This is a genomic window from Pseudodesulfovibrio cashew (assembly GCF_009762795.1).
In the GTDB taxonomy this organism is placed as follows: Bacteria; Desulfobacterota; Desulfovibrionia; order Desulfovibrionales; family Desulfovibrionaceae; genus Pseudodesulfovibrio; species Pseudodesulfovibrio cashew.
In genome coordinates this window covers 3,740,037-3,761,087 of sequence record NZ_CP046400.1, presented here as the reverse complement: position 1 = coordinate 3,761,087, position 21,051 = coordinate 3,740,037, and the positions used below count along the sequence as shown (strand labels likewise).

The 21,051-nt window shown below is 58.0% G+C and carries 15 protein-coding genes and 1 tRNA gene; 7 read left to right on the top strand and 9 right to left on the bottom strand.

Annotation, left to right across the window (positions count from 1 at the left end; all coding sequences use genetic code 11):
- Nucleotides 1-124: 124 nt before the first annotated feature.
- The gene (locus tag GM415_RS17245) at nt 125-952 is read left to right on the top strand and encodes a nidogen-like domain-containing protein (RefSeq protein WP_158950384.1); all 828 of its coding nucleotides are present in this window, start codon (nt 125-127) and stop codon (nt 950-952) included.
- A gap of 253 nt (nt 953-1,205) precedes the next feature.
- Here GM415_RS17245 and GM415_RS18125 read toward each other — a convergent pair whose 3' ends face one another.
- The 4 genes from GM415_RS18125 to GM415_RS17225 form a co-directional block, all read right to left on the bottom strand.
- Nucleotides 1,206-3,098 carry an ATP-binding protein gene (locus tag GM415_RS18125; RefSeq protein ID WP_242012287.1) on the bottom strand — a complete coding sequence of 631 codons (1,893 nt, stop codon included), beginning with the start codon at nt 3,096-3,098 and terminating at the stop codon, nt 1,206-1,208.
- A 428-nt stretch (nt 3,099-3,526) separates the two neighbouring features.
- Entirely contained in the window at nt 3,527-4,273 is a 747-nt protein-coding gene (locus tag GM415_RS17235; protein WP_158950382.1) for a substrate-binding periplasmic protein, read from the bottom strand.
- Nucleotides 4,274-4,493: 220 nt separating this feature from the next.
- Nucleotides 4,494-5,258: a substrate-binding periplasmic protein gene (locus tag GM415_RS17230; protein ID WP_158950380.1), complete on the bottom strand. Its 765-nt coding sequence runs from the start codon at nt 5,256-5,258 to the stop codon at nt 4,494-4,496.
- Nucleotides 5,259-5,499: 241 nt separating this feature from the next.
- Complete coding sequence (locus GM415_RS17225) at nt 5,500-6,276, bottom strand: hypothetical protein (RefSeq protein ID WP_158950378.1); 777 nt, start codon at nt 6,274-6,276, stop codon at nt 5,500-5,502.
- 205 nt (nt 6,277-6,481) lie between these two features.
- Here GM415_RS17225 and GM415_RS17220 point away from each other — a divergent pair, with 205 nt between their 5' ends.
- From GM415_RS17220 to GM415_RS17205, 4 genes are all read left to right on the top strand, one after another.
- Nucleotides 6,482-8,770, top strand: a complete 2,289-nt coding sequence (locus tag GM415_RS17220; protein WP_158950376.1) for an ATP-binding protein — start codon at nt 6,482-6,484, stop codon at nt 8,768-8,770.
- 302 nt (nt 8,771-9,072) lie between these two features.
- On the top strand, nt 9,073-11,583 hold the full coding sequence (locus GM415_RS17215) for a methyl-accepting chemotaxis protein (protein WP_158950375.1): 2,511 nt from the start codon (nt 9,073-9,075) through the stop codon (nt 11,581-11,583).
- Between the two features lie 188 nt (nt 11,584-11,771).
- The gene (gene selB / locus GM415_RS17210; RefSeq protein WP_158950373.1) at nt 11,772-13,679 is read left to right on the top strand and encodes a selenocysteine-specific translation elongation factor; all 1,908 of its coding nucleotides are present in this window, start codon (nt 11,772-11,774) and stop codon (nt 13,677-13,679) included.
- 26 nt (nt 13,680-13,705) lie between these two features.
- Entirely contained in the window at nt 13,706-14,425 is a 720-nt protein-coding gene (locus GM415_RS17205; protein WP_158950371.1) for a lipid-binding SYLF domain-containing protein, read from the top strand.
- A gap of 54 nt (nt 14,426-14,479) precedes the next feature.
- Here the strand turns inward: GM415_RS17205 and GM415_RS17200 are convergent.
- A tRNA-His gene (locus GM415_RS17200) sits at nt 14,480-14,555 on the bottom strand.
- Nucleotides 14,556-14,624: 69 nt separating this feature from the next.
- Between GM415_RS17200 and murA the strand changes: the two genes are divergently transcribed.
- Nucleotides 14,625-15,881, top strand: coding sequence for a UDP-N-acetylglucosamine 1-carboxyvinyltransferase (murA, locus tag GM415_RS17195; RefSeq protein ID WP_158950369.1), 1,257 nt, complete (start codon nt 14,625-14,627; stop codon nt 15,879-15,881).
- Here the strand turns inward: murA and GM415_RS17190 are convergent.
- Nucleotides 15,878-17,995, bottom strand: a complete 2,118-nt coding sequence (locus GM415_RS17190; RefSeq protein WP_158950367.1) for a cache domain-containing protein — start codon at nt 17,993-17,995, stop codon at nt 15,878-15,880. The genes murA and GM415_RS17190 overlap by 4 nt on opposite strands.
- A 159-nt stretch (nt 17,996-18,154) precedes the next feature.
- Here GM415_RS17190 and GM415_RS17185 point away from each other — a divergent pair, with 159 nt between their 5' ends.
- Nucleotides 18,155-18,310, top strand: a complete 156-nt coding sequence (locus tag GM415_RS17185; RefSeq protein ID WP_158950365.1) for a rubredoxin — start codon at nt 18,155-18,157, stop codon at nt 18,308-18,310.
- 286 nt (nt 18,311-18,596) lie between these two features.
- Here GM415_RS17185 and GM415_RS17180 read toward each other — a convergent pair whose 3' ends face one another.
- Genes GM415_RS17180 through GM415_RS17170 form a run of 3 tightly spaced genes read right to left on the bottom strand, consistent with a single transcriptional unit; the run spans nt 18,597 to nt 20,995 of the window.
- On the bottom strand, nt 18,597-19,487 hold the full coding sequence (locus GM415_RS17180) for a CPBP family intramembrane glutamic endopeptidase (RefSeq protein ID WP_158950363.1): 891 nt from the start codon (nt 19,485-19,487) through the stop codon (nt 18,597-18,599).
- A gap of 46 nt (nt 19,488-19,533) precedes the next feature.
- The gene (gene arsB, locus GM415_RS17175) at nt 19,534-20,625 is read right to left on the bottom strand and encodes an ACR3 family arsenite efflux transporter (protein ID WP_158950361.1); all 1,092 of its coding nucleotides are present in this window, start codon (nt 20,623-20,625) and stop codon (nt 19,534-19,536) included.
- A gap of 10 nt (nt 20,626-20,635) precedes the next feature.
- The gene (locus GM415_RS17170) at nt 20,636-20,995 is read right to left on the bottom strand and encodes an ArsR/SmtB family transcription factor (RefSeq protein ID WP_158950359.1); all 360 of its coding nucleotides are present in this window, start codon (nt 20,993-20,995) and stop codon (nt 20,636-20,638) included.
- Nucleotides 20,996-21,051: the final 56 nt, after the last annotated feature.

The following is a 21,051-nucleotide window of genomic DNA, read 5'->3' as shown; positions in this document are numbered from 1 at the left end:
TACCTGTAATTATTGAATGTGGTTTCTGGAACAAATGTTGCTTGCAAGTATGTGCTGCACGAACGTTTTTGTCTGATTGGTTGAACACGTGTCTAGTAACAGCTCGGATCTTGAGGAGGATGTGATGCACAAACGGGTAGGCATTGTTTGTTTTCTAGCTTTGTTTTTGGCCGTTGCGGGCATGGTCACGGCCGCCAACGCTGCGGCAGTCCGCACAGGTCTGTTTGACGGAAACGTCCTTGGGGCGAATGACGACGGTTCCACTGGACTTGTCAACATCGGCTTCACCGCCAATTTCTTCGGGAACACGCACAGTCAGCTATACGTAAACAACAACGGTAACGTAACGTTTGATTACGCGCTGTCCACCTATACTCCCTACGGCATTACCGGTGGGTCACTGGCAATGCTTGCGCCGTTTTTCGCGGATGTGGATACCCGCTCGGGCAATGAGGTCACCTATGGTCAGGACCTGCTGGGCGGATTGAATGCATTCGGCGTGAACTGGATCGACGTCGGGTATTATAGCCAACATACGGATTTGCTGAACAGCTTCCAGTTGGTGCTGATTGATCGCAGCGACATTGGCGCGGGCGATTTCGACATCGAATTCAACTATGACCAGATCCTGTGGGAAACCGGTGACGCCTCTGACGGTACTGGCGGTATGGGAGGCGACTCCGCTCATGCGGGATGGACCAACGGTATCGGCGACTACTACGAGTTTGCCGGCAGCGGCGTCAACGGCGCTCTGCTGGATGGCGGCGCTTACGCGCTGACCGAGAGCAGCAACGTAGGTGTCGAGGGACGCTACCTGTTTACAGTTCGCAACGGCGCGGTAGCTCCGATCGACCCCATCCGTCCGGTCGCCACTCCCGAGCCCTCCACCTTCCTGCTCCTGGGAGCGGGGCTGCTGGGGCTGCTTGGCATCGCCAGGAAGCGGTTCGCCTAGTCGGAAGACAAGCTTGATGACTTTAAGGGCGTCCCTGTTGCAGGGACGCCCTTTTTTTGTGAAATGAACTTCCATTGGGAATCGTCATGACCCAGGTCTCGAATGGTATTGCGAAGGGAGTAGTCCGAGCAAGAGGGAAGCGGGCGAGCCCTCCTGGTGTGGACTGGTTGATGAGGACGTTTCAGTGTCGGGATGATCCGGATGGTTCACCGAAAAGAATAGACCGGCAAGCAGTTAAGCGGGCTTTTGTGGCTTAATCCTTGGTGGCTATCGGCAGGGTAAAGGTGAAGACACTCCCCTCATCCTTTATTGACTCGACTGAGATGTTTCCCTTGTAGTGCAGTACTATTTCCTTGCAGAGAGCGAGGCCGAGCCCTGTGCCGCGCACGTCGCTGCGCATTGCTCCATCTGATTGGGATTTATGGAATTTTTCAAAAATGACTGAGAGCTCGCTTTCATGAATGCCAATCCCGGTGTCAGCCACGCTAACAACAATGTTCTCACCTTCTGTCTTGAACGATACCGTGACGGTGCCTTCTTTGGTGAATTTGCAGGCGTTGTTGAGAAGGTTGATAAGGACCTGCTGGATTTTGTCCGGGTCGGCAAAGATCTCAGGGGCACTTTGGGGCAGATCCACGAGTAATTGCAAATTCGGATTGGTGGAGAACTGCCCGGATACGGCTTCAGCGGCCTTGCCTATGATCTCGAGGGGGTTAAACGACGCGTCGTTCCATACTTCCTTTCCTGCCTCAATACGGTTGATATCCAGAAAATCGTTGATCAACCTGGTCAGGCGATCCCCTTCGGATTCGATTATTGCCAAATTGTGGCAGATGCGATCGCCTTTCTCCTCCAATTGAGGGTTGTTGGCCAATACTTTGAAATACCGTTCGAAGTCTTTCCCTGTAAGCTTGGCAAAACCCCTAATCGAAGTCAGCGGTGTTCGAAGTTCATGGGAAATTGAAGATACCAGGTTTGATTTGATTTCATCCAACTCCTGCAGGCGAACGTTGGCTTGTTCAAGTATGGCCGCTTTCTCGGCAGCTATTCGGCCCCGTTCTCGCTCGACAATGTTTTGCTCCAGTTGTTCCGCCATCTTATCAAAAGCGTTGAACAGTTTGCCGAAAGTTCCGCTGTCTTCTCCTTGCCCGGTCCGTGCGGAAAAGTCCCCGGCTCCCAATCGCTGAGCGACGGTAACCAATCCCTTCACTCGGTTGTGAATGGCAAATTTTCCAATAAGATAAGCCAGTGTGACAGAGAGGAAAAACGCTATGCCGGCCCAGGTGACGTATTTGATGGTGGCGATATCCGCTTTTTGGAGGACGTCCTTCTCAGGGGTGCCGACAAAAATATTGAGGAACGGCTCTTGCTCGGCGCTGTATTGTATACGGCGGGCAGCGAAGATGATGTGTCTGCCATCGCCCGCCAGCGCGGTGAACATTCCCTCTTGTTTCAGATGAATCAGTTTATCCCAAACCTGGGCCGGGATCGCCGTTCCGACATGTTTCTTCTCCACAACGGGATACCTGTACAAACGTTTTCCCTTGGAATCGACTAGACCTACAAAAGACCCCTGAGGGAGATGGGCTTTTTCAAATAATTCTTCATAGCCCCCCAGTCTCAGGGACGCTAACAAGATGCACAATATTCTCCCTTGTTTGTTGTAGACAGGATATGCCACTGGCAATATTTGAACTTTACTTACCCTCCCGATTGCATATTCTCCGATGGAGAATCTTTTCGTTTTCAAGGCATCAATAATTTCTTTTCGATTCGACAGATCCTTTGGTTTCTTGAATGGCAGGGCGGATGATATAGCAAATCCGTCAGGCCCTATCATGGCAAAATTTGCATAAGTCGGATTTGCGGAACGATAGTATTTGAATAATTCATTACATGCGGCTTCATCCAGGGATTGTACTTCTGTTGTTTTGCTCAGAGTGATAAGGATGGTCTTAATGCGATTAAATTCCTGTATCTGCTCGTAGGCGTAGTACTCTGCCAATCTGAGTATTGTTCGTTTTGCGTGTTCAGTCTCATTGTTCCTTCGTTCCAGTCCGGCGGAGAACACCACTACCAAGTTAGGCAATATGCCTGCTAGGACAATGAGGATCAAAATAAATCTGACTGAACTGAAATACTTCATAAGCTTGTACCAAAATTCCCCGGCGCAACAATGGTGAAATCTAGGTTTATCCTAACAATATCTATTACATTTTGCATAGAGAATTGACAACACTTTTAGGTTCTCTTTTTTGAATAAACTGGCATCCTTTGGAAACGGATCCCGTATGAACTCTTCCTGTCTCGCGTGGCCGAACCGTATCGGTTTTGTCGTTTGAAACCGCCAGAGCAAGCACATTGTCTCAGTGAGACTGGTGGATCCCTGAGGTGGCGTGGCTAACTATGGGCGAGCAGGGAGTTTGTCACCGCAGAGGTGCGTTTGTCTCTTCCCGTTGTCAGAGCACAGCAAAGCCCTTTGGCGTGATGGAGCCTCTCTTTCCAACGCCTGCCTCGTTCAGGGGCCGCATTCCTGGTTATTCCATGTGGCACCATCTTCTGGTGGCGGAGTATTTAGGGAGTTGTGAGGTTGGGAGAGTACCGGTCGAGGATCTTCTGGAAGGTACCATCCGCGATGATGGATTCCATGGCTTTCCGTAGTTCCTCTTGACGGCCCTGCAAGTGCGAGTTGCGCGAAAGGCAGATATGGCTCGGCTTCCCAGGCAGTTTGAACGGCGACTTGAAGAGCTTGAGATCGCGGGTATGCAGGAGGTAGTCCCCCTGGAATTCCGGGAGGATGACAAGGTCGTTCCGGTTGAACAGGACTTTCTGGATTGCCAGCTCGTAGTTGCGTACGAGCTCGAGAGTCGTCCTTGGTGATTTCTCAAGGATATGATTGTAGTCCTTGCCCAGTGTGCTGGCCACGCTCTTGCCTTGCAGGTCGTCGAATCGCAAGATCCTGTTTTGGGGATTTCGATAGTAGAACGCCTTGGGTTCGGCGGGCAGCATCGCAGCCGTATATACCATGTTGCAGGCCCGTTCCTTCGTGTAGTTGGGGCCGGGCATCATGTCGGCGGTTCCTTTGCGCATCATGTCCAGAGCCCGCTTGAACGGAACCTGGACGAACTTTGGAGTGAACCCCATGCGTTTGCTGATTTCCTTGATGGTGTCGAAATAGATTCCCGATGCCCGGCCATCTTCAAAAATCCTGAAGGGAGGGGAGTGGTCGCCGACAACGATGATCGTGGGGTTGTTCGCGCTCGCTTCAGCCATGAACAGGCTGAGGAAAAGGGCGATAAGGATTGTTGTCCGCTGAAGCATAAAAGGTTCACTAGATGATGGATCGATTTCGTTCAATTACTTTATCGGGGTGACGGCAGCGGGAGAATCCTGTGCGAATAGGGGCGCAGGATGCGGGTGAGCCGGGTATTGTCGTCGTCCCGGGGTGATCCGTCCTCAATTCAGGAGAGAGGTTTGAGTTCAACTGCGTTCTTCTTGCCGATGTTCTGTGAGACATGGAACGTCAAAGGGATACGGCATGTCATGGCCTTGGAGTCGGATGGACGATCTTTTGAAGGGAGCCGTCGGATTTCATGTTCGCAATAATTTCATTCAGCTTTGGAACGATGGAGACATGCGGGGAGTTCTTTGAAATGGCGATATATACCTGACCTATCCCAATCGGTTTGAGTGCATGCGCCAGTTTGCCCTCGTATGCCGGATGTTGTCTGATCATATACTCGTATCGAAACTCGTTGGTCAGCATTAAATCGATTCTATCCAGAAAAAGCATTCCGACGCCCTCGCTCACATCGGAAACTTCAACTATTTTAAACGGCATGGACTTCAATGCATCGGTGAATGCTCGGCCGTATTTGAAACCTCGTTGTACCCCGAGCCGATACGGTTTGAGATCCTCCCATGAGTCCCACTCGAATTGGTCGAATTTCTTCAAGGAGTAGTAAGCGTATGTCGGAATGGTCAGGTAGGAGTCCGTGAATTCGGCATAGGTTTCCCGCTCCGCATTCTTGATGGTCATGAAGCATCCGTCCAATTCCCCGGACTGCGTGTTGGCGAGACATCGCTTGAACGGAAGGGCCACCATTTGGACTTCCGTATGGGCTCGGTCAAACAATTCATACATGATGTCCACAGCCAGTCCCTCAATGTCGGTGGGGGAACTGCTGTTTTGAATGGTCCAGGGTGGGGAGTCTGCAGAACAGAGCGTGAGCGTTTCTTGGGCATGCGCCGGAGAAAAAAATGAAAAGATAAGTACAATCCATAAATAACGGATAAATACATTCATGCTGTATGCCTGCTGAATTTAGTCATTATTAGTTCGTAGCATAGTCGTTTTTTGCGCCCGGTCGCAACCATAAACTCGTTGGGTCGAGTCTTGGGCGCGCGGAGCGGAAAGCCGGGCCGTCTCTGAGGCGGGTGTTCCCCGAGACGTGCGGGCTGAAGCTGATGGCTTGGCGGCAATGGGCAGACAAAAGGGCCACCGGATTCCAGTCCGGTGGCCCTTTGCATTTTTCGATACGGTAGAGCTAGTCGAAGATGCTGCCTATGGCGCCTCGGATGCCTTCCTTGATCTCCTCCTTGGTGGACTGCTTGGCGTCCATGCCGATTTCCTTGGCGTCGTCGCTCAGGCCCATGTCGTCGGATTGCTGCGCGGCAGGCTGCGCCTGGACCTGGTTGGAGCCGGAGGGGAGTTGGTAGTAGGCGCTCTTGAGGTTCATGACCTTGAGTTTGGCGAGGCGCATGTCGTTGCCGTAGCGGAGCACGCCGCCGTAGCCCATCTTGCGGGCTTCTTCCGTGGACGCTTCAAAGGACGCGGCCATGTTGGTCATGCGCGAGGCCATGGCCATCCAGGCTTCGGTGAGCTTCTTGATGTTGCCGTGGGAGGAGAGCACGATTTCGTCTCTGGACACCACTTTTCCGTCTTCGAAGACCACGGCTTTGTATACGGTACCCTTGTAGCCGGCGATGGATTCCGTTTTGCCGGTTTTTTCATACCTGACGTCGTATTCCGGGGTGGAGCCGCCGCCGAACATGGAGGTCAGGCCGCCGCCCGAGGACTTGAGCGTGTCCATGTCCATGACAGTGCAGGTACCGTCGTCGCCACGGTTGACGGCGTAGACCTTGCCGCCCGAGAGCAGCATGTAGCTGGTGGGCGAGGTGTCCATGCGGACGTGGCTGGCGTCGCGGGTGCACAGGGTGACCATGCTGCCATCGGAATACTTGTAGGTTGCGACAACGTCGGAGGCGGCAGCAGCCGCAGGCAGGGCCAGGGCAAGGATTATCAGACAGAAAAGTTTGCGCATGACGGGGTTCTCCTCTGAAAGGTTGGGGATATGCGAAATCTATTTACACTATATAAGGAATTGTGTCGATTGTATAAAGGTCATTACCCGACGATCCGGAATTCGTTTCCTGCCTGTCGGCGTGTCCGCATTCTTGATTCTTCCCTTAACGAAGCGTACGAATTGGGGTAAGGTTGGAATAGTGTCCACAGGAGAAGGGGAGAACATGCCCGAATTCGAACAGATCCAGACCCAGCTCAAGTCCATAGCCCGCGTGATATCGTGCGAGTTGGAGCGTGTTGAGGACACCTTGTATTATCTGGAATCGCTTTCGGCCAAGCTGTTACGCGAGACCCCACACGACGAAGCGGCCATCGCCGCCTGGCTGGAGAACGATGGATTTGCCGTGGGTGAAGACGGGTTCTACCTGAGTGTGCCTCAACTGGAGGAGCACCGACGGGGCGGGTTGGACTCGGAAGTGCTGAGTTATTCATGGCCTCCGGACAGGGTTGACGATCCCGAGGCGAGGTTCCGTATGTATTGCCATCGGGACATCGGGCCCATGCTCGTCCTGATGCAGAAGCGGTTGCACAGCGCAGTCTGGGTATACTATCAGGACGTCACCAATACGGCGCTCCAATCCCCCTATATAGACCAGATAACGGCGATCACTCCGGACTTCCAATGGTCAACATATCATACCTACGCCTCGGTCCGGCCGGAGGTGAATCCGGAGCGTGAGGTGCGCTGGTCCGCGCCGCACATAGATTATGCCGGACAGGGGCTGATCGTGGCGGCTTCGATCCCCGTGTATTTAGACGACAGGTTCGTGGGGCTCTGGAGCATTGACCTCAAGGTCGACGAATTGATCCGTCATGACATCCTGGTCTCGAGACGCAAGACGCAGTTGACCTGCATTGTGGCCGGGGATGGGGAGCTGATCTCCAGTTGCCAGGGCATTCCCATCAAGGCTTTGGCCAAAGGGGAGCTTTCCCTGATTCCCTTCTGGGATGTGCATGCCTCTTTCAGCGATCTGGACCTTGAGGAGCTGTTCGCCACAGGAAGTGGGCACACGCACGTGGAGACGAATGAAGGGGGATTTCAGATTCACTGGGAAAATATTCCACTCATGCAGTGGATGTGCCTGACCGTGCTCTCCGTGAGCGAACTCGTGGTCACGGCCAAGGACCATTTCAAGAAGGCCTTCAGCAGCCTCGGCAAGTGGGATGTGGAGATCGTGGATACGGCGGGCACGTTCCCGGATGAAATGATCGAACTGGCCAAGGCCTTCAATGAGATGGTCTTCAAACTGGACAAGGCGCATCGGCAACTGCTGGAAAATAACGCCGAGCTCACCGAGGAGAAGGCCAGGGCCGAGGCCGCCAGCAACGCCAAGTCGGTCTTCCTGGCGAACATGAGCCATGAACTCAGGACGCCCCTCAACGGGATCCTCGGCATGCACCAGTTGCTCAAGACCACGCCCCTGGACGTCGAGCAGAGCAATTACGTGGACATGGCCATCGCTTCGGCCCGACGGCTGACAAGTCTCCTGGGGGATATTCTGGACCTGGCCAAGATCGAGTCCGGCAAGACAAGCCTGGTCAACAAGCCGTTCAGCCTGTCCGAAGTGTTCGATTCCGTGGAGCAACTGTTCGGACTGGCCTGCAGCCAAAAGGGGATTGTGTTGGAGAGGCGTGTGGACGAAGGCGTCCCAGGCATGATGTCGGGCGACCCTCTTCGGTTGAGCCAGATACTGAACAACCTGGTGGGCAACGCCGTCAAGTTCACGGAGAGCGGAAAGATTCTTGTCGAGGCGAGCCTGCTGCCCCGCCACTCCTTTGAGGGATATCGCGTTCTCTTTACTGTCTCCGACACGGGCATAGGGATCAGGGATGAAGAGGTGGACGGCATCTTCGAATCGTTTTCCCAGGCCGATGACGGATTTCAGCGCGCCTACCAGGGGGCTGGCCTCGGGCTCGCCATTGTCCGGCAGCTCGTCTCCCTGATGGGTGGGAATGTGTCAGTGGTCAGTGAGCCGGGCGAAGGCACCCTGTTCCATTTAAGCCTGCCCTTCGAGCAGGCCGTGGAAGGAAGTCCGGAGGAGCCGGCCGGGCAGACCTTGATTTGTCAGCCTCCCTGTAATCGGGCGATCCTCCTGGTGGAGGACGACATGGTCAACAGGATGGCCGTCAAGTCACTCCTAGAAAAGGCCGGGTATCACGCCACCGCCGTGGAAAACGGGGAGGCCGCCCTTCATGAGCTTGCCGGCAACAGTTACGACCTCGTGCTCATGGACATCCAACTGCCGGTCATGGATGGCGTGGAGGCTACCCGCATAATCCGTTCGGGCGGGGCCGGAGTGCTCAACACGGACATTCCGATCGTGGCCCTGACGGCCTACGCCATGCGCTCCAGCAGGGATGAATTCCTTGAGGCGGGCATGAACGAGTATCTCGCCAAGCCGGTGGGGCCGGACCAGTTGTACGGTGTTATTGACCGATATTTGAAGTCATGAAGCGGGGCGGGATGACAGCTTTGGGTGGTTCGCAATGCCTGTTGCACAAGTTGGCGATAGTGCTTTTTTTCACAAGATTTCGACCTTCGCGTTACGGGCTGTGCCGAAATTTGGCTTCCGGATTGTACCATAAAGAACGAGTTGTGATTCCTTTGCAAAACATTCCTTTCCGGTCTATTTTTGCGATTATCAAAATAAATACCTTGCGAACTGTGGCAACCCGCAGTTCGCATTCGCGATTTTCCTGAGGTTTGTTCCAGCCATGGCCGATGGCTTCTTATTGCTAGTTGAGGTGAGTGGGAATGAGTATCAAGTATAAGATTTTACTGCCGATTATTCCATTAGTACTGATTGTCGGGATTGGTGGGTACAGTCTGCTGACCGGGCAGTTCGACACCCTTCGGGAGTCTTTTGCGGAGATGTTGGTCAAGGGTGTGGCCAAAACCGTGGAGCAGAATACCGAGGAGGCCTCGGTCAGAGCCCTGGAGGAAGCCGCGCTGTTCAGCCGGATGCCTTCGGTTGTGGCGGCGTATCGGTCGGCCCATCAGGGCCGGATGGACGACGAAAGCGATCCCATGGCGCAACAGGCGCGAGAGGATCTCCGGCAGTCCCTGAAGGCCGTGCTGGACGGATATGCCGACGTGTTGGGGGAGAAGCTCAGGTTGCATTTTCACCTGCCCAACGGCAGGAGCCTGGCCCGGATGTGGCGGGACAAGCAGGCCAAGCGGGATGGGAAATGGGTTGATATTTCCGACGATATTTCCGGCTTCCGCAAGACGGTCCTTGACGTCAACCGGGACGGCAAGGCGAGGCAGGGCATCGAACCCGGCAGGGGCGGATTCGCCATTCGCGGCCTGGCCCCGGTTCTGGACGAGGGCGGCAACCGGCTGGGCTCCGTCGAGGTCCTGAAGAGTTACGGCGACGTCTTCAAGCCCTTGGAGAAAGAAGAGGGGCAGTTCTTTTCGCTCTACATGGATGCGGCCCTGCTGCCGACCACGACCAAATTGCAGGACCCGGCCAAGTTCCCGGTACTCGGGGGTGCCTTCGTCCGGGTGGCGGGCAAAAAGAACGAGGCCCTTGACGGCAAGGTGTCCGTGAGTCGGCTCAAGCGGGGGATGGCGGAAAAGTTCTTCGCGCTTTCAGGGGATTACGCCCTGGCTTATCTCCCGGTGAAGGATTACCAGGGTCATCCCATCGGGGTCATTGCGTTGGCTCAGGATATTTCCAAGCAGAACACCATCCTGGACGGAGCGGCCATGCTGGTGGTGGGGATTTTCGCCGCTGCCGTCATCATCCCCATCCTCTCCATCCTCGGCGTCCTGCCGTTTGCCGTGTTCCGTCCGCTGGCACGCATCAGCCGTTTTGCCGAGCAAGTGGCCGATGGCAACCTGACCAACGATTCGGACTCGGTGCCCAATGACGAGATCGGCAGGATTCATCGGTCCGTGGCCAGAATACCGGCCCGGCTCACGGCGGTTATTTCCGATTGCGAATCCATTTCGGATCAGGTTCGGAAAGGATTGTTGACGGCGCGTGGCGACGAGTCCGAGTATGAAGGCGCCTATGCCGAACTGGTGCGCAGCATGAACACCCTTGCCGATACCTTTGTCGAGACATTCGACTCGTTCCCCTTCCCGGTTTTTACCATCGACCGTGATTTCACCCTCCTTTATGCGAACAAGGTCACGAGCGAGATCGCCCGTACAAGCCAGTCGCTGGTGGGCCGCAAGTGCAGTGAGGTCTTCCGGGCCGAGATCTGCGGAACCGGTGAGTGCGTCTGCACCCGGGCCATGGCTTCCCTGTCGCAGGAAAGTCGCGAGACAAAGGCGAATCCGGACTGCGGGAAAATGGAGATCAGAGGATACTCGATGCCCCTTGGCGTGGAGGACGGCGTGGCTTCGGGTGCGCTGGAAGTCGTCGTGGATGAGACAGACATTCGCAGCACGCAGCGGAAGATTCTGGACGTTGCCGAAAGGGCGAGAGACCTCTCCCAGCGCATGGCGTCGGCTTCCGAACAGCTCTCGGCACGAGTTAATGAGTCCAGGAGTGGGGCCGAGGAACAGGCCAGGCGCGCCACCGAGACGGCCACGGCCATGGAGGAGATGAACTCCACTGTGGGCGAAGTGGCCCGGAACGCGGCCCAGGCCGCAGGCAACGCCGAACTGACCGAGCAGAAGGCCCGCCAGGGCCAAGGCATCGTCACCGATGTCGTTTCCTCCATCAACGATGTCAGGGTGCTGGCCTCCGGTCTCAAGGACAACATGAATGATCTCGGCAAACGGGCCGAGGACATCGGCCGGGTCATGACCGTGATCACGGACATCGCCGATCAGACCAACCTCCTGGCGCTCAATGCGGCGATCGAAGCTGCCAGGGCCGGCGAGGCCGGAAGAGGGTTCGCAGTTGTGGCCGACGAGGTCCGCAAGCTGGCGGAGAAGACCATGACTGCCACCACCGAGGTCGGTGAGAGTATCGGAGCCATCCAGAAGGGAACCCGGCGGAACATCGGCGAGACAGACAAGGTCGCCGAGGTGGTGGAGGCCTGCTCCTCCCAGGCCGGGACCGCAGGCGAAGCCCTGGAGGAGATCGTCAAGCTTTCTGACAATTCCTCGGAACAGATTCAGGGGATCGCCCTGGCCTCGGAGGAACAGTCGGCCACTTCCGAAGAGATCGCCAGCGCCGCCGAGGACATGCTTGGCATATCGCACGCAACCAACGAGGCCATGGGGGAATCGGCCCAGGCATGTGCCGAACTCAATTCCATCGCCCGGGAGTTGAATGAACTCATCGGGGGATTGAACGCACAGGCGTAAGCTGGACGGGCTGTTCCCGGATCATGGCGGTCATGTTTTTGCTTTACCGCCAGTCGAGGACAGCCGCTGTCCTCCGCCCGTCCCCGGTCGCGCGGAGGGGTTCCCCCTGTGGCGGGCCGCCCATTTATCTGGTATGGCTCAGTGAGATTGGAACACGCCGATATCACGCCAGAAAAGGATAGCCATACATGCCAGTCATCATGGGAACCGCCGGGCACATCGACCACGGCAAGACCACCCTCGTCAAAGCGCTCACCGGCATCGATTGCGACCGGCTCTCGGAGGAGAAGAAGCGCGGCATCACCATCGAGCTCGGCTTCGCCTTCCTCGACCTGGGGGAGGGCGACCGGGTGGGCATCGTGGACGTGCCGGGCCATGAGAAGTTCGTCAAGAATATGGTCGCCGGAGCCACGGGCGTGGACTTCGTGGTCCTGGTCATCGCCGCGGACGAGGGCATCATGCCGCAGACGCGGGAGCATCTTGAGATCTGCCAGCTCCTGGGCGTCGAGACCGGACTTGTGGCTCTGACCAAGACCGACATGGTCGACGAGGAGTGGCTGGAGATGGTCGAGGAGGAGGTGGCAGCCTACCTTGAACCGACCTTTCTGGGCGGCGCGCCCATCGTGCCGGTGTCGGCACACACCGGGGCGGGGCTGGATACCCTCAAGACCGAGATTTCCAAGCTGATCAGCGCGTTCAAACCCAAGCGGCGTTCAGACCTGTTCCGGCTGCCCGTGGACCGCGTCTTCTCCATGAAGGGACACGGCACGGTGGTCACCGGAACGATGATCTCCGGGTCCATCTCCGTGGGCGACGAGGTGACTCTCTATCCGGGCGGCACCGGGACCAAGGTGCGTGGCCTGCAATCCCACGGAGAGACCGTCGAGACGGCACAGGCCGGACGGCGCACTGCCGTGAATCTGCACGGCCTGGAAGTGGACGATGTCAGGCGCGGCGACGTCCTGGCGAGACCCGGGACCCTGTTCCCGTCCGACCTCTGGGACATCGAGCTTACCGTGCTGGAGTCCTCGCATATTCCGCTCAAACACAGGCGGGAAATTCATTTTCATCACGGCTCACGAGAGGTTCTGGCCCGCATCCATCTACTCGACCGCGACGAGCTCAAGCCCGGTGAGACCGCCGTGTGCCAGGCGCGGTTCACCGAACCCCTGGCGGGAGTCTACGGCGACCGCATCGTGTTGCGTTCCTTTTCTCCGCTGCGCGCCTTTGCGGGCGGGCGGGTTCTGGGCCCCTCGGGTCATCGGGTAAAACGCTTTTCGGATAAAGTGGCTGAAATCGGCAAGCTTTCATCGGATGATCCGGGTGAGGTGGCCGCTGCCCAGCTGGAGTTGGCCGGGCCTGCCGGGTTGACCTTCGGAGAGCTGCTGACCATGACCAACCTGGAGTCCAAGGCGCTGGAGAAGACCCTGGGCGTGCTTGGCGGCCAACAGCGGGCCGTGCTCTTCGACAAGGAGGCCCGGCGCTACGCGGGTGGCGAATTGGTCGGCTCCCTCACGGAAAGCCTGCTCGGGTTCCTCGAGGCTTTTCACAAGGCGGATTCCATGAAGCCCGGCGTGCAGCGGGGCGAGCTGGCCTCCTCCTGGGGGCGCGAACTGCCGTCCAAGCTGTTGCATTTCATTGTGGAGCGGTTGCTCAAACAGGGAGATGTGGTGGCCGAGCAGGAGGTGCTTCGGCTCAAGGACCACAAGGTTTCCCTTGCCTCGGACCAGGCCAAGGTGCGTGAGGCCTTGCTCACGGCTTATGCGCAGGGCGGGGCCACGCCCCCCAACCTCAAGGACGTGTTGGAGCCGCTGGGCCTTGATTTCAAGCAGGCCGCGCCGGTGCTCAAGCTGTTGCAGGAGCAGGGCGAGCTGGTCCGGGTCAAGGACGATCTCTACTATCATTGCCCGGCCCTGAACGAGATCAAGTCAAAGGTGCTCGGTTTCTTTGCTGAAAATCAGGAAATGTCCGCCCCTGACTTCAAGGGGCTGACCGGGCTTTCGCGCAAGTACCTGATCCCGGTGTTGGAGTATTTCGACAAGGAAAAGATCACGGTACGGGTGGGCGACGTCCGGCACCTGCGCAAACGTTCTTGACACCATAGGGGCAGGGGCACTACGCCATGCATATGCAGCAACGTCTTTCATTCCTGGCGGCGGCCTTTGTGGCCGTCCTGCTCTGCGGTTGCGCGGGCAGGTCGACCGCGCCCCGGGAGATGTCGGCGGCCCAATCCATTGTGGACCAGGCCACGGCCGTGGTCCGCAAGCAGTTGGAGGGCCCGAACCGGGAGGCTGTCGAGGAAATGATTCGAGACGCCCAGGGGATGCTCATCATCCCGGCCATGGGCAACGTCAGCTTCTTCTTTTCCGTGGGCGGCGGCAACGCCATCGCCATGGCCCGCACTCCCGACGGCTGGAGCGGCCCCGCCTTCCTGAGCAAGGGCACCGGGGGCGTGGGCCTTCAGGCCGGGGTGACCCGCACCTCGGGCATCATCTTCTACATGAGCGGGGACGACCTGCGCTACGTGCTGGACACGGGCGTTGTCTTCCAGGGCAATGCCAACGTCACGGTGGTGGATTCGGACGTGGAGTTCAATCGTACTGCCGAGTTCCAGGAAACGGGCGACGTGGTCTTTGTGGGCGATACCACCGGGCTGTATGCAGGGGTGGCCCTCAACGGCGGTGGCCTGTCCGACCGGACCGGGCTTAACGCGGTCTACCATGGCGTGGAGGACGGGAGCCCTGAAAACGTCCTCTATCATGTCCCCACCGTGCCCGAGGGCGTGCGCCCGCTACGGGACATGCTGGACAAGGCCGAAAAGGATGCGGGACACCTTGAATAGGAATTTCGGAAAGAAAAAAGGACGGAATGGAAATTCCGTCCTTACAAGGTCACTTGGGGTGAGTGATGGGACTTGAACCCACGGCCCCTTGGGCCACAACCAAGTGCTCTACCAACTGAGCTACACCCACCGTGTGAGGGAGCTTTTCTAGCTAAGGTTTCCTCAACGGTCAAGTAAAAGAAACACAAAAAGGTAATCCATGGATAAACTTATCATTGAAGGCGGCGTTCCCCTCCAGGGTTCGATCCAGGTTAGCGGGGCGAAAAATGCGGCCCTGCCCATTCTGATGGCCTGTCTGCTGGCCGAGGGCGAGGTCCGTCTGACCAATGTCCCGCGTCTGGCCGACATCCGCACTTCGTTGAAGCTCTTGAATATTCTCGGTTGCGAGACAACCTTTGAAAACAATGCGGCCACGTCGAACTGCGTGGACCTCAAGCCCGAGGCCCCCTACGAGTTGGTCAAGACCATGCGCGCCTCGGTCCTCTGCCTCGGCCCGCTCCTGGCCCGGCTGCGCGAGGCGCAGGTGGCCCTGCCCGGCGGCTGCGCCATCGGAGCCCGCCCCGTTGACATGCACCTGCGCGGCATGGAACGCATGGGCGCCACCTTCGAGATCACCGCAGGCTACATCAAGGGTAGCTGTCCGGACGGCCTCAAGGGCGCGCACATTTCCCTTGATTTTCCCACCGTGGGCGGCACCGAGAACCTGATCATGGCCGCCACCCTGGCTGAGGGCGTGACCACCATCGAGAACGCGGCCCGCGAGCCCGAGGTGGTGGACCTGGCCAACTTCCTCAACGCCATGGGCGCGAAGATCACCGGCCACGGCACCAGCATCCTGACCATCGAGGGCGTCTCCTCCCTGAAAGGGTGCGACTACCGGGTCATGCCTGACCGCATCGAGGCCGGGACTTACATGGTGGCCGCGGCCATCACCGGCGGCGAACTGGAAATCCTGGATTGCCCCTTCGCCGATCTCGACGCCGTGAGCTACAAGCTCCGCGAAATGGGCGTTTGGCTCCAGGAGGAGGACGACTATGTTCTGGTTCGGCGGGCCAACGGCCTGTTGCAGAACGTGGATGTGACCACCTTGCCGCATCCCGGCTTCCCTACGGACATGCAGGCCCAGCTCATGGCCCTGATGTGCTTCGGGCAGGGCGCGGGTACCATCGAGGAGAAGATCTTCGAGAACCGCTTCATGCATGTGCTGGAGCTGGTTCGTCTTGGTGCCGACGTCCGGCTCAAGGGGCGAACAGCCATGGTCCACGGCGTGGGCAAGCTGACCGGAGCCCCGGTCATGGCTTCGGACCTTCGCGCTTCGGCCTCCCTGGTGCTGGCCGGACTGGCCGCCGAGGGCACGACCACCATCGAGCGCATCTATCACCTGGATCGCGGCTACGAAAATATCGAGGAAAAGCTCTCGGGTGTGGGCGCGCGCATCAAGCGCGTCAGCGGCTAGGCGGGGCGCGGAGCGGCTGGTCTTCCGTTGCGGGGCAGGGTGAAGGCGAAGGTGCTTCCCCTGCCCGGTTCGCTTTCCACCCATATCCTGCCGCCGAAGTGCTCCACGATCTGGCGCGAGATGGTCAGGCCGAGGCCGGTTCCGCCGGGCTTGGCCATGTCCTTGTCCTTTCGCGCCTGGCGGAAGCGGTCGAAGATGATCGCCTGGTCCTCGGGCGCGATGCCCGGCCCGTCGTCCACGACCTGAATCCTGACGCCGCCGTCTTCTTCCCGATCCGCCGTGACCCGGATTGTGCCCCGGTCCATGAACTTGATGGCGTTGCCCGCCAGGTTGATGATGACCTGGGTCAGTTTGTCGCCGTCGCAGATGATGGGCGGCAGGCCTGAAGCGATCTCCTGCTCCAGGGATATGGCCGGCTTGGAATCCAGCTGTCCGGATAGGGAATTGATGGCCATGCCGATGCAATGGTCGATTCTGACTTCCTCGGACCGCCACTCCATCTTGCCGGATTCGATCTTGGACAGGTCGAGGATGTCGCTGACCAGCCGGGTCAGGCGCACGCCTTCCTCCTCCATGATGGAGAGATTCTTGATGATGCGTTGCGATTTCATCTTTGCCTTTTCGTCGGCCTCGGCCACGGGGAAGATGTAGCGCGTTACGTCCCTTGCGATGAGTTTCGTGAAGCCAAGGATGGATGTCAGGGGCGTTCGCAGTTCATGGGAAACCATGGAGATGAAGTTGGATTTGGTTACGTCCAGTTGGACCAGCTCCCTGTTGGCCTTTTCCAACTCGGCGGTGCGCTCCAGAACCTGATGTTCCAGGTTCTGGTTCAGATCGGCCAACTCGGCCTTGGCGCGGGCCATGTCCTCTACCATTATATTGGCCCGTGAGGCGATGATCTTGAACTCCTCGAAGGAGAGCTTGCCTTCGTCGATCTTTTCCTGGGACGTGACAGCCCGGTCGAAAAAGGCGGTGAAGGTTTCGATGCCCCTGCCGATGCGCCGGGACAGGAAGAAGGAGATGGAGAGCAGGACCACCAGCAGGAGAGCGAAGAGGTAGCCCATGAGGCTGAATTCCTCGGTGGTCTTTTTTTTCAGCCGGTCGCGCGCCTCGTGCAGGGCGGCCTCCAGGTCGTCCAGATATATGCCCGCGCCGATGACCCAGCCCCATTCCTTGTAATCGCGAGAGTAAGATATCTTGCGCGCATACTTCCCCAGAGTCGGCTTTTCCCAAAGATACTGCACGAACCCGCCTCCCTGGCGCGTTGCCGTGTCTATCAGCTCCTGGATGACCGGGAATCCGTTGGGGTCCTTGAATTGCATGTAGTTCTTGCCGACGAAGTCGGTGTTGATATGGCTCACGAAGGTGCCGTCGGTCTTCAGGACGAAGATGTAGCCGTCTTCGCCGAAGCGAATCTTTCCGATGCGGTCCAGGACCTCCTGCCTGATGACGGCCTCGGTGTCGTCGAGGTATTCACCTGTCCCGATGAACCAGTCGAACGGCTCGAAATATTTTACGAAGGCGATCTTCTTGAAGCCCTTGCCCTCATGACGGGGTTTGCTCCAGTAATAGGAACAAAATCCTTCGCCATCTTTTCGGATGATATCAATCATCTCCCTGACTACCGCCTTGCCCTTGATGTCCCGCATGCCGAGGATGTTGGTGTTCTCCATTTCGGGCCGGTCGGCGAAAAGCACTTCCATGCCGTCCAGCCGGGTAATGAAATAGTACCCTGTTCCCCTGTTGAAGCGGAGTGGGCGAATGGCCTCCCTGATCAGGGCCTGAAGCTTCGGTTTCGACAGGGTGCCCTTGTATCGGTCGTAAAGGTGGGTGGCGATGTCGTGGGCCTCGTATACCCGGGCCTGGATGTCGTGCCTTACGCGTTGCTCAATGAGCGATTTACTGTATTCGATGTAGGCGATGACGTTCTGGACTTCGTGGCGGATGAGTTCCTTCTGCGTGGAGACATGTTCGGTCTCGAACGTGGCGTACCCCTCTTCCATGGATTGTTTTTCCGTCTGGAACAAGAGATAGCCGAGGCTCACCAGCAGGATGCCGGAGAGCAGGAACGAACTGATGAAGGTCAGCCCTATGATGCTCCTGAAATGCCTCATGCCTCTGCTCCCTTGACTGATTAACTGCGTCATTCGGCGTTCGGCTCGTTCATTTCTTTGGAAATCGGGGCCGTGCCGATGGCTTTGCGCTTGAAACCCATACCACTTCTGATAAGATACAGGCAAACACTCAATCGCCATTTGACGGAGGAAAACAGTATGGAAAAGTGGGAATGCCCGTGCGGCTACGTTTACGATCCGGCTGAAGGGGACCCGGAAAACAATATCCCCATCGGCACCGCCTTCGAGGACCTGCCCGACGACTGGGTCTGTCCCCAGTGTGGTGCGGAAAAGGAATATTTCGAGAAGGTCTGACGCGGCATGAAAAATTGACGCATTTCTTAAGAAAATGCTTGCAATGTTCTGCCGGGAGCGTATGTTTGAATCAACCGGTAAAGGCTGTTTCGAGTCAACCTTGGATCAACTTCAAGAATTGTGGAATCGGCAGCGTTTTAAGGAAACAAAAAGACCAACCCTGAACTCTGGCAAGAGCGACGGCATTTGGCAACCATTCAAGAACTTCATGACAAACCCCCGCTCGCGGGGGTTTTTCTTTTTTGGTGCGTTTCGCTGGTGAGAACGGGGCAGGGGCCAGCCTTTTCTAGGCCGTTTCCCCGCGTTTTCTACGCCGGGAAAAGAGCATCATGGCTGCGCCGCCGATCAGGATCCAGACCAGAACGGCGGTCAGGCCCGCGCCGCCGCCCAGTATCGGGTCGGTGCCGGGAAAGAGCCACGGCCAGATGCCGAAACCCTGTGCGTTGACCGCTGCGTGGATGAAGCCGGCCAGCAGGGCGGAGTCGTAGCGCAGGGTCATCTCGTTGATGAACAGGCCGAAGGCCAGGCAGAGCACGCACATCATGGCCATGCCCGCCACCGGGTACCCCGGGTAGTTGAACCCGGCCCAGATGAGCGGGGCGTGCCACAATCCCCAGATCACGCCCAGGAGCAAGTGGGCCCGAACCTTGCCCAGGACCATGAGCCGGGGCAGCAGGAAGCCCCTCCATCCGATTTCCTCGCCCAGTCCGAAGATGAAGTTGATCAGCGGTCCCAGAAAGATCGACATGGGGAGCAGGAGCTTGAACACGATGTCCGGGGTGAGGATTTCTTCTCCGCCGGTGTGTGCCGCCAGGACGGTCAGGGACGGGTCGGGCGAGCTCAGCCCGAGCGCCCAGGTGAGGCCGTACATGGCGGCGAAAGCCAGCGGTGTGAGGACGACGGTGAGCAGATAGGGGGCGAGGGGGCCAATGCGCAGCGACAACCCGGCCTTCAGGGGGGAGCCCTCTACGAAGCGGGTCACCACTAGCGCGGACAGCCCCGGAATCCACATGACCGCCATGAGCCACAGGGACTGTCCTGCGCCCAGGACGTCGCCGTCAAAGCGCACGCCGCGCAGGATGAGCCAGCCCTCCAGGGCGAAGGTGGCCGCAAAGGTGAGTGCGAGATACCAGAGGACGGGCGCAAGGCCCGCCCTCTGTGTTGTTTCGTTGTTCATGGTGGGGGAATCTACCCGACCCCCCTTGCTTCGTCCACTCCGGCGTCTACTCCGGCTTGCAGGTAACGTGGCAGACGCCGGTGGGCGTGTTGAGCACGTAGGGGAAGTAGCGCTGGCGGAAGCGGAGCGCCACGTTGACAAGGGCGATAAGCACCGGGACTTCCACCAGGGGGCCGATGACCGCGGCGAAGGCCACACCCGAGTCGATGCCGAAGACCGCGATGGCCACGGCGATGGCAAGCTCGAAGTTGTTGGAGGCCGCCGTGAACGAGAGAGTCGTCGCCTGCTCGTAGGTGGCCCCGACCTTGGCCGAGAGATAGAACGAGACCAGGAACATGACCAGGAAGTAGATGCAGAGCGGGACGGCGATGCGCAGCACGTCCAGGGGCAGCTCCACGATGTATTCGCCCTTGAGGGAGAACATGACCAGGATGGTGAAGAGCAGGAAGACCAGGGTCAGCGGGCTGATGGCCGGGATGAACTTCTCCTCGTACCACTCCCGGCCCTTGAGCTTGAGGCCCAGGAAGCGGGAGAACATGCCCGCCAGGAACGGGATTCCCAGATAAATGAAGACTGACTCGGCGATCTGCCCCATGGACACGTCCACCTCCACGCCGGTGAGCCCGAACACGCCGGGCAGGACCGTTATGAAGATGTAGGCATAGACCGAGAAGAAGAGCACCTGGAAGAGGGAGTTGAAGGCCACCAGGCCTGCGCAGTACTCGGTGTCGCCGTCGGCCAGGTCGTTCCAGACGATGACCATGGCGATGCACCGGGCCAGGCCGATGAGGATCAGGCCGACCATGTACTCATGCTGCCCGGAGAGCAGGGTCACGGCCAGGCCGAACATGAGCACCGGGCCGATGATCCAGTTCTGGACCAGGGAGAGAGTCAGGACGCGGACGTCACGAAAGACTCGGTGCAGCTCCTCGTAGCGGACCTTGGCCAGGGGCGGATACATCATCAGGATCAGCCCCACGGCGATGGGGATGTTGGTGGTCCCCACCTGGAACGAGTTGATGACGTCCTTGACGCCCGGGTAGAGGTAACCGGCCATGACGCCGATGAACATGGCCAGGAAAATCCAGAGAGTCAGAAAACGGTCGAGGAACGAGAGGCGTTTGGGCGCGGCGGGCATGGCGGTGTCCTTATTCCTGCGTATCGTTGCAGTGGTGTTCGTCCTTTGTCTCCAGCCATCGGGCGAGGCGCTCGTTGTCCTCCTGGGCGATGGGCTTCTGGGCAAAGGCGGTGTCCAGGGCGGCAAAGACGGAGACGAGCAGCGGCGTGGGCTTTTCCGAGCGCCGGTGATAGGTCCACTTTCCTCCCTTGCGGGATTCGATCCATCCGGCCTTCCTGAGGTAGGACAGATGGCGGGAAATAGTCGATTGCGGGATTTCCAGCACTTCCATCAGATCGCAGACGCAGAGCTCCCTGTTTCGGAGCAGGTTGAGAATGCGCAGCCGGATGGGCTCGGTCAGTCCCTTGAGTGCGGTGGCAAGTGTTTCCATGTGTTGAACATATCCGCCTTGGCGGATATGTCAATGGAATTATGCCGTTTGACGCA

Excerpts from the sequence above, each read along its gene's own strand:
- GM415_RS17245 (WP_158950384.1), top strand. The coding sequence starts at position 125 with ATGCACAAACGGGTAGGCATTGTTTGTTTTCTAGCTTTGTTTTTGGCC.
- GM415_RS18125 (WP_242012287.1), bottom strand. The coding sequence starts at position 3,098 with ATGAAGTATTTCAGTTCAGTCAGATTTATTTTGATCCTCATTGTCCTA.
- GM415_RS17235 (WP_158950382.1), bottom strand. The coding sequence starts at position 4,273 with ATGCTTCAGCGGACAACAATCCTTATCGCCCTTTTCCTCAGCCTGTTC.
- GM415_RS17230 (WP_158950380.1), bottom strand. The coding sequence starts at position 5,258 with ATGAATGTATTTATCCGTTATTTATGGATTGTACTTATCTTTTCATTT.
- GM415_RS17225 (WP_158950378.1), bottom strand. The coding sequence starts at position 6,276 with ATGCGCAAACTTTTCTGTCTGATAATCCTTGCCCTGGCCCTGCCTGCG.
- GM415_RS17220 (WP_158950376.1), top strand. The coding sequence starts at position 6,482 with ATGCCCGAATTCGAACAGATCCAGACCCAGCTCAAGTCCATAGCCCGC.
- GM415_RS17215 (WP_158950375.1), top strand. The coding sequence starts at position 9,073 with ATGAGTATCAAGTATAAGATTTTACTGCCGATTATTCCATTAGTACTG.
- selB (WP_158950373.1), top strand. The coding sequence starts at position 11,772 with ATGCCAGTCATCATGGGAACCGCCGGGCACATCGACCACGGCAAGACC.
- GM415_RS17205 (WP_158950371.1), top strand. The coding sequence starts at position 13,706 with ATGCATATGCAGCAACGTCTTTCATTCCTGGCGGCGGCCTTTGTGGCC.
- murA (WP_158950369.1), top strand. The coding sequence starts at position 14,625 with ATGGATAAACTTATCATTGAAGGCGGCGTTCCCCTCCAGGGTTCGATC.
- GM415_RS17190 (WP_158950367.1), bottom strand. The coding sequence starts at position 17,995 with ATGAGGCATTTCAGGAGCATCATAGGGCTGACCTTCATCAGTTCGTTC.
- GM415_RS17185 (WP_158950365.1), top strand. The coding sequence starts at position 18,155 with ATGGAAAAGTGGGAATGCCCGTGCGGCTACGTTTACGATCCGGCTGAA.
- GM415_RS17180 (WP_158950363.1), bottom strand. The coding sequence starts at position 19,487 with ATGAACAACGAAACAACACAGAGGGCGGGCCTTGCGCCCGTCCTCTGG.
- arsB (WP_158950361.1), bottom strand. The coding sequence starts at position 20,625 with ATGCCCGCCGCGCCCAAACGCCTCTCGTTCCTCGACCGTTTTCTGACT.
- GM415_RS17170 (WP_158950359.1), bottom strand. The coding sequence starts at position 20,995 with ATGGAAACACTTGCCACCGCACTCAAGGGACTGACCGAGCCCATCCGG.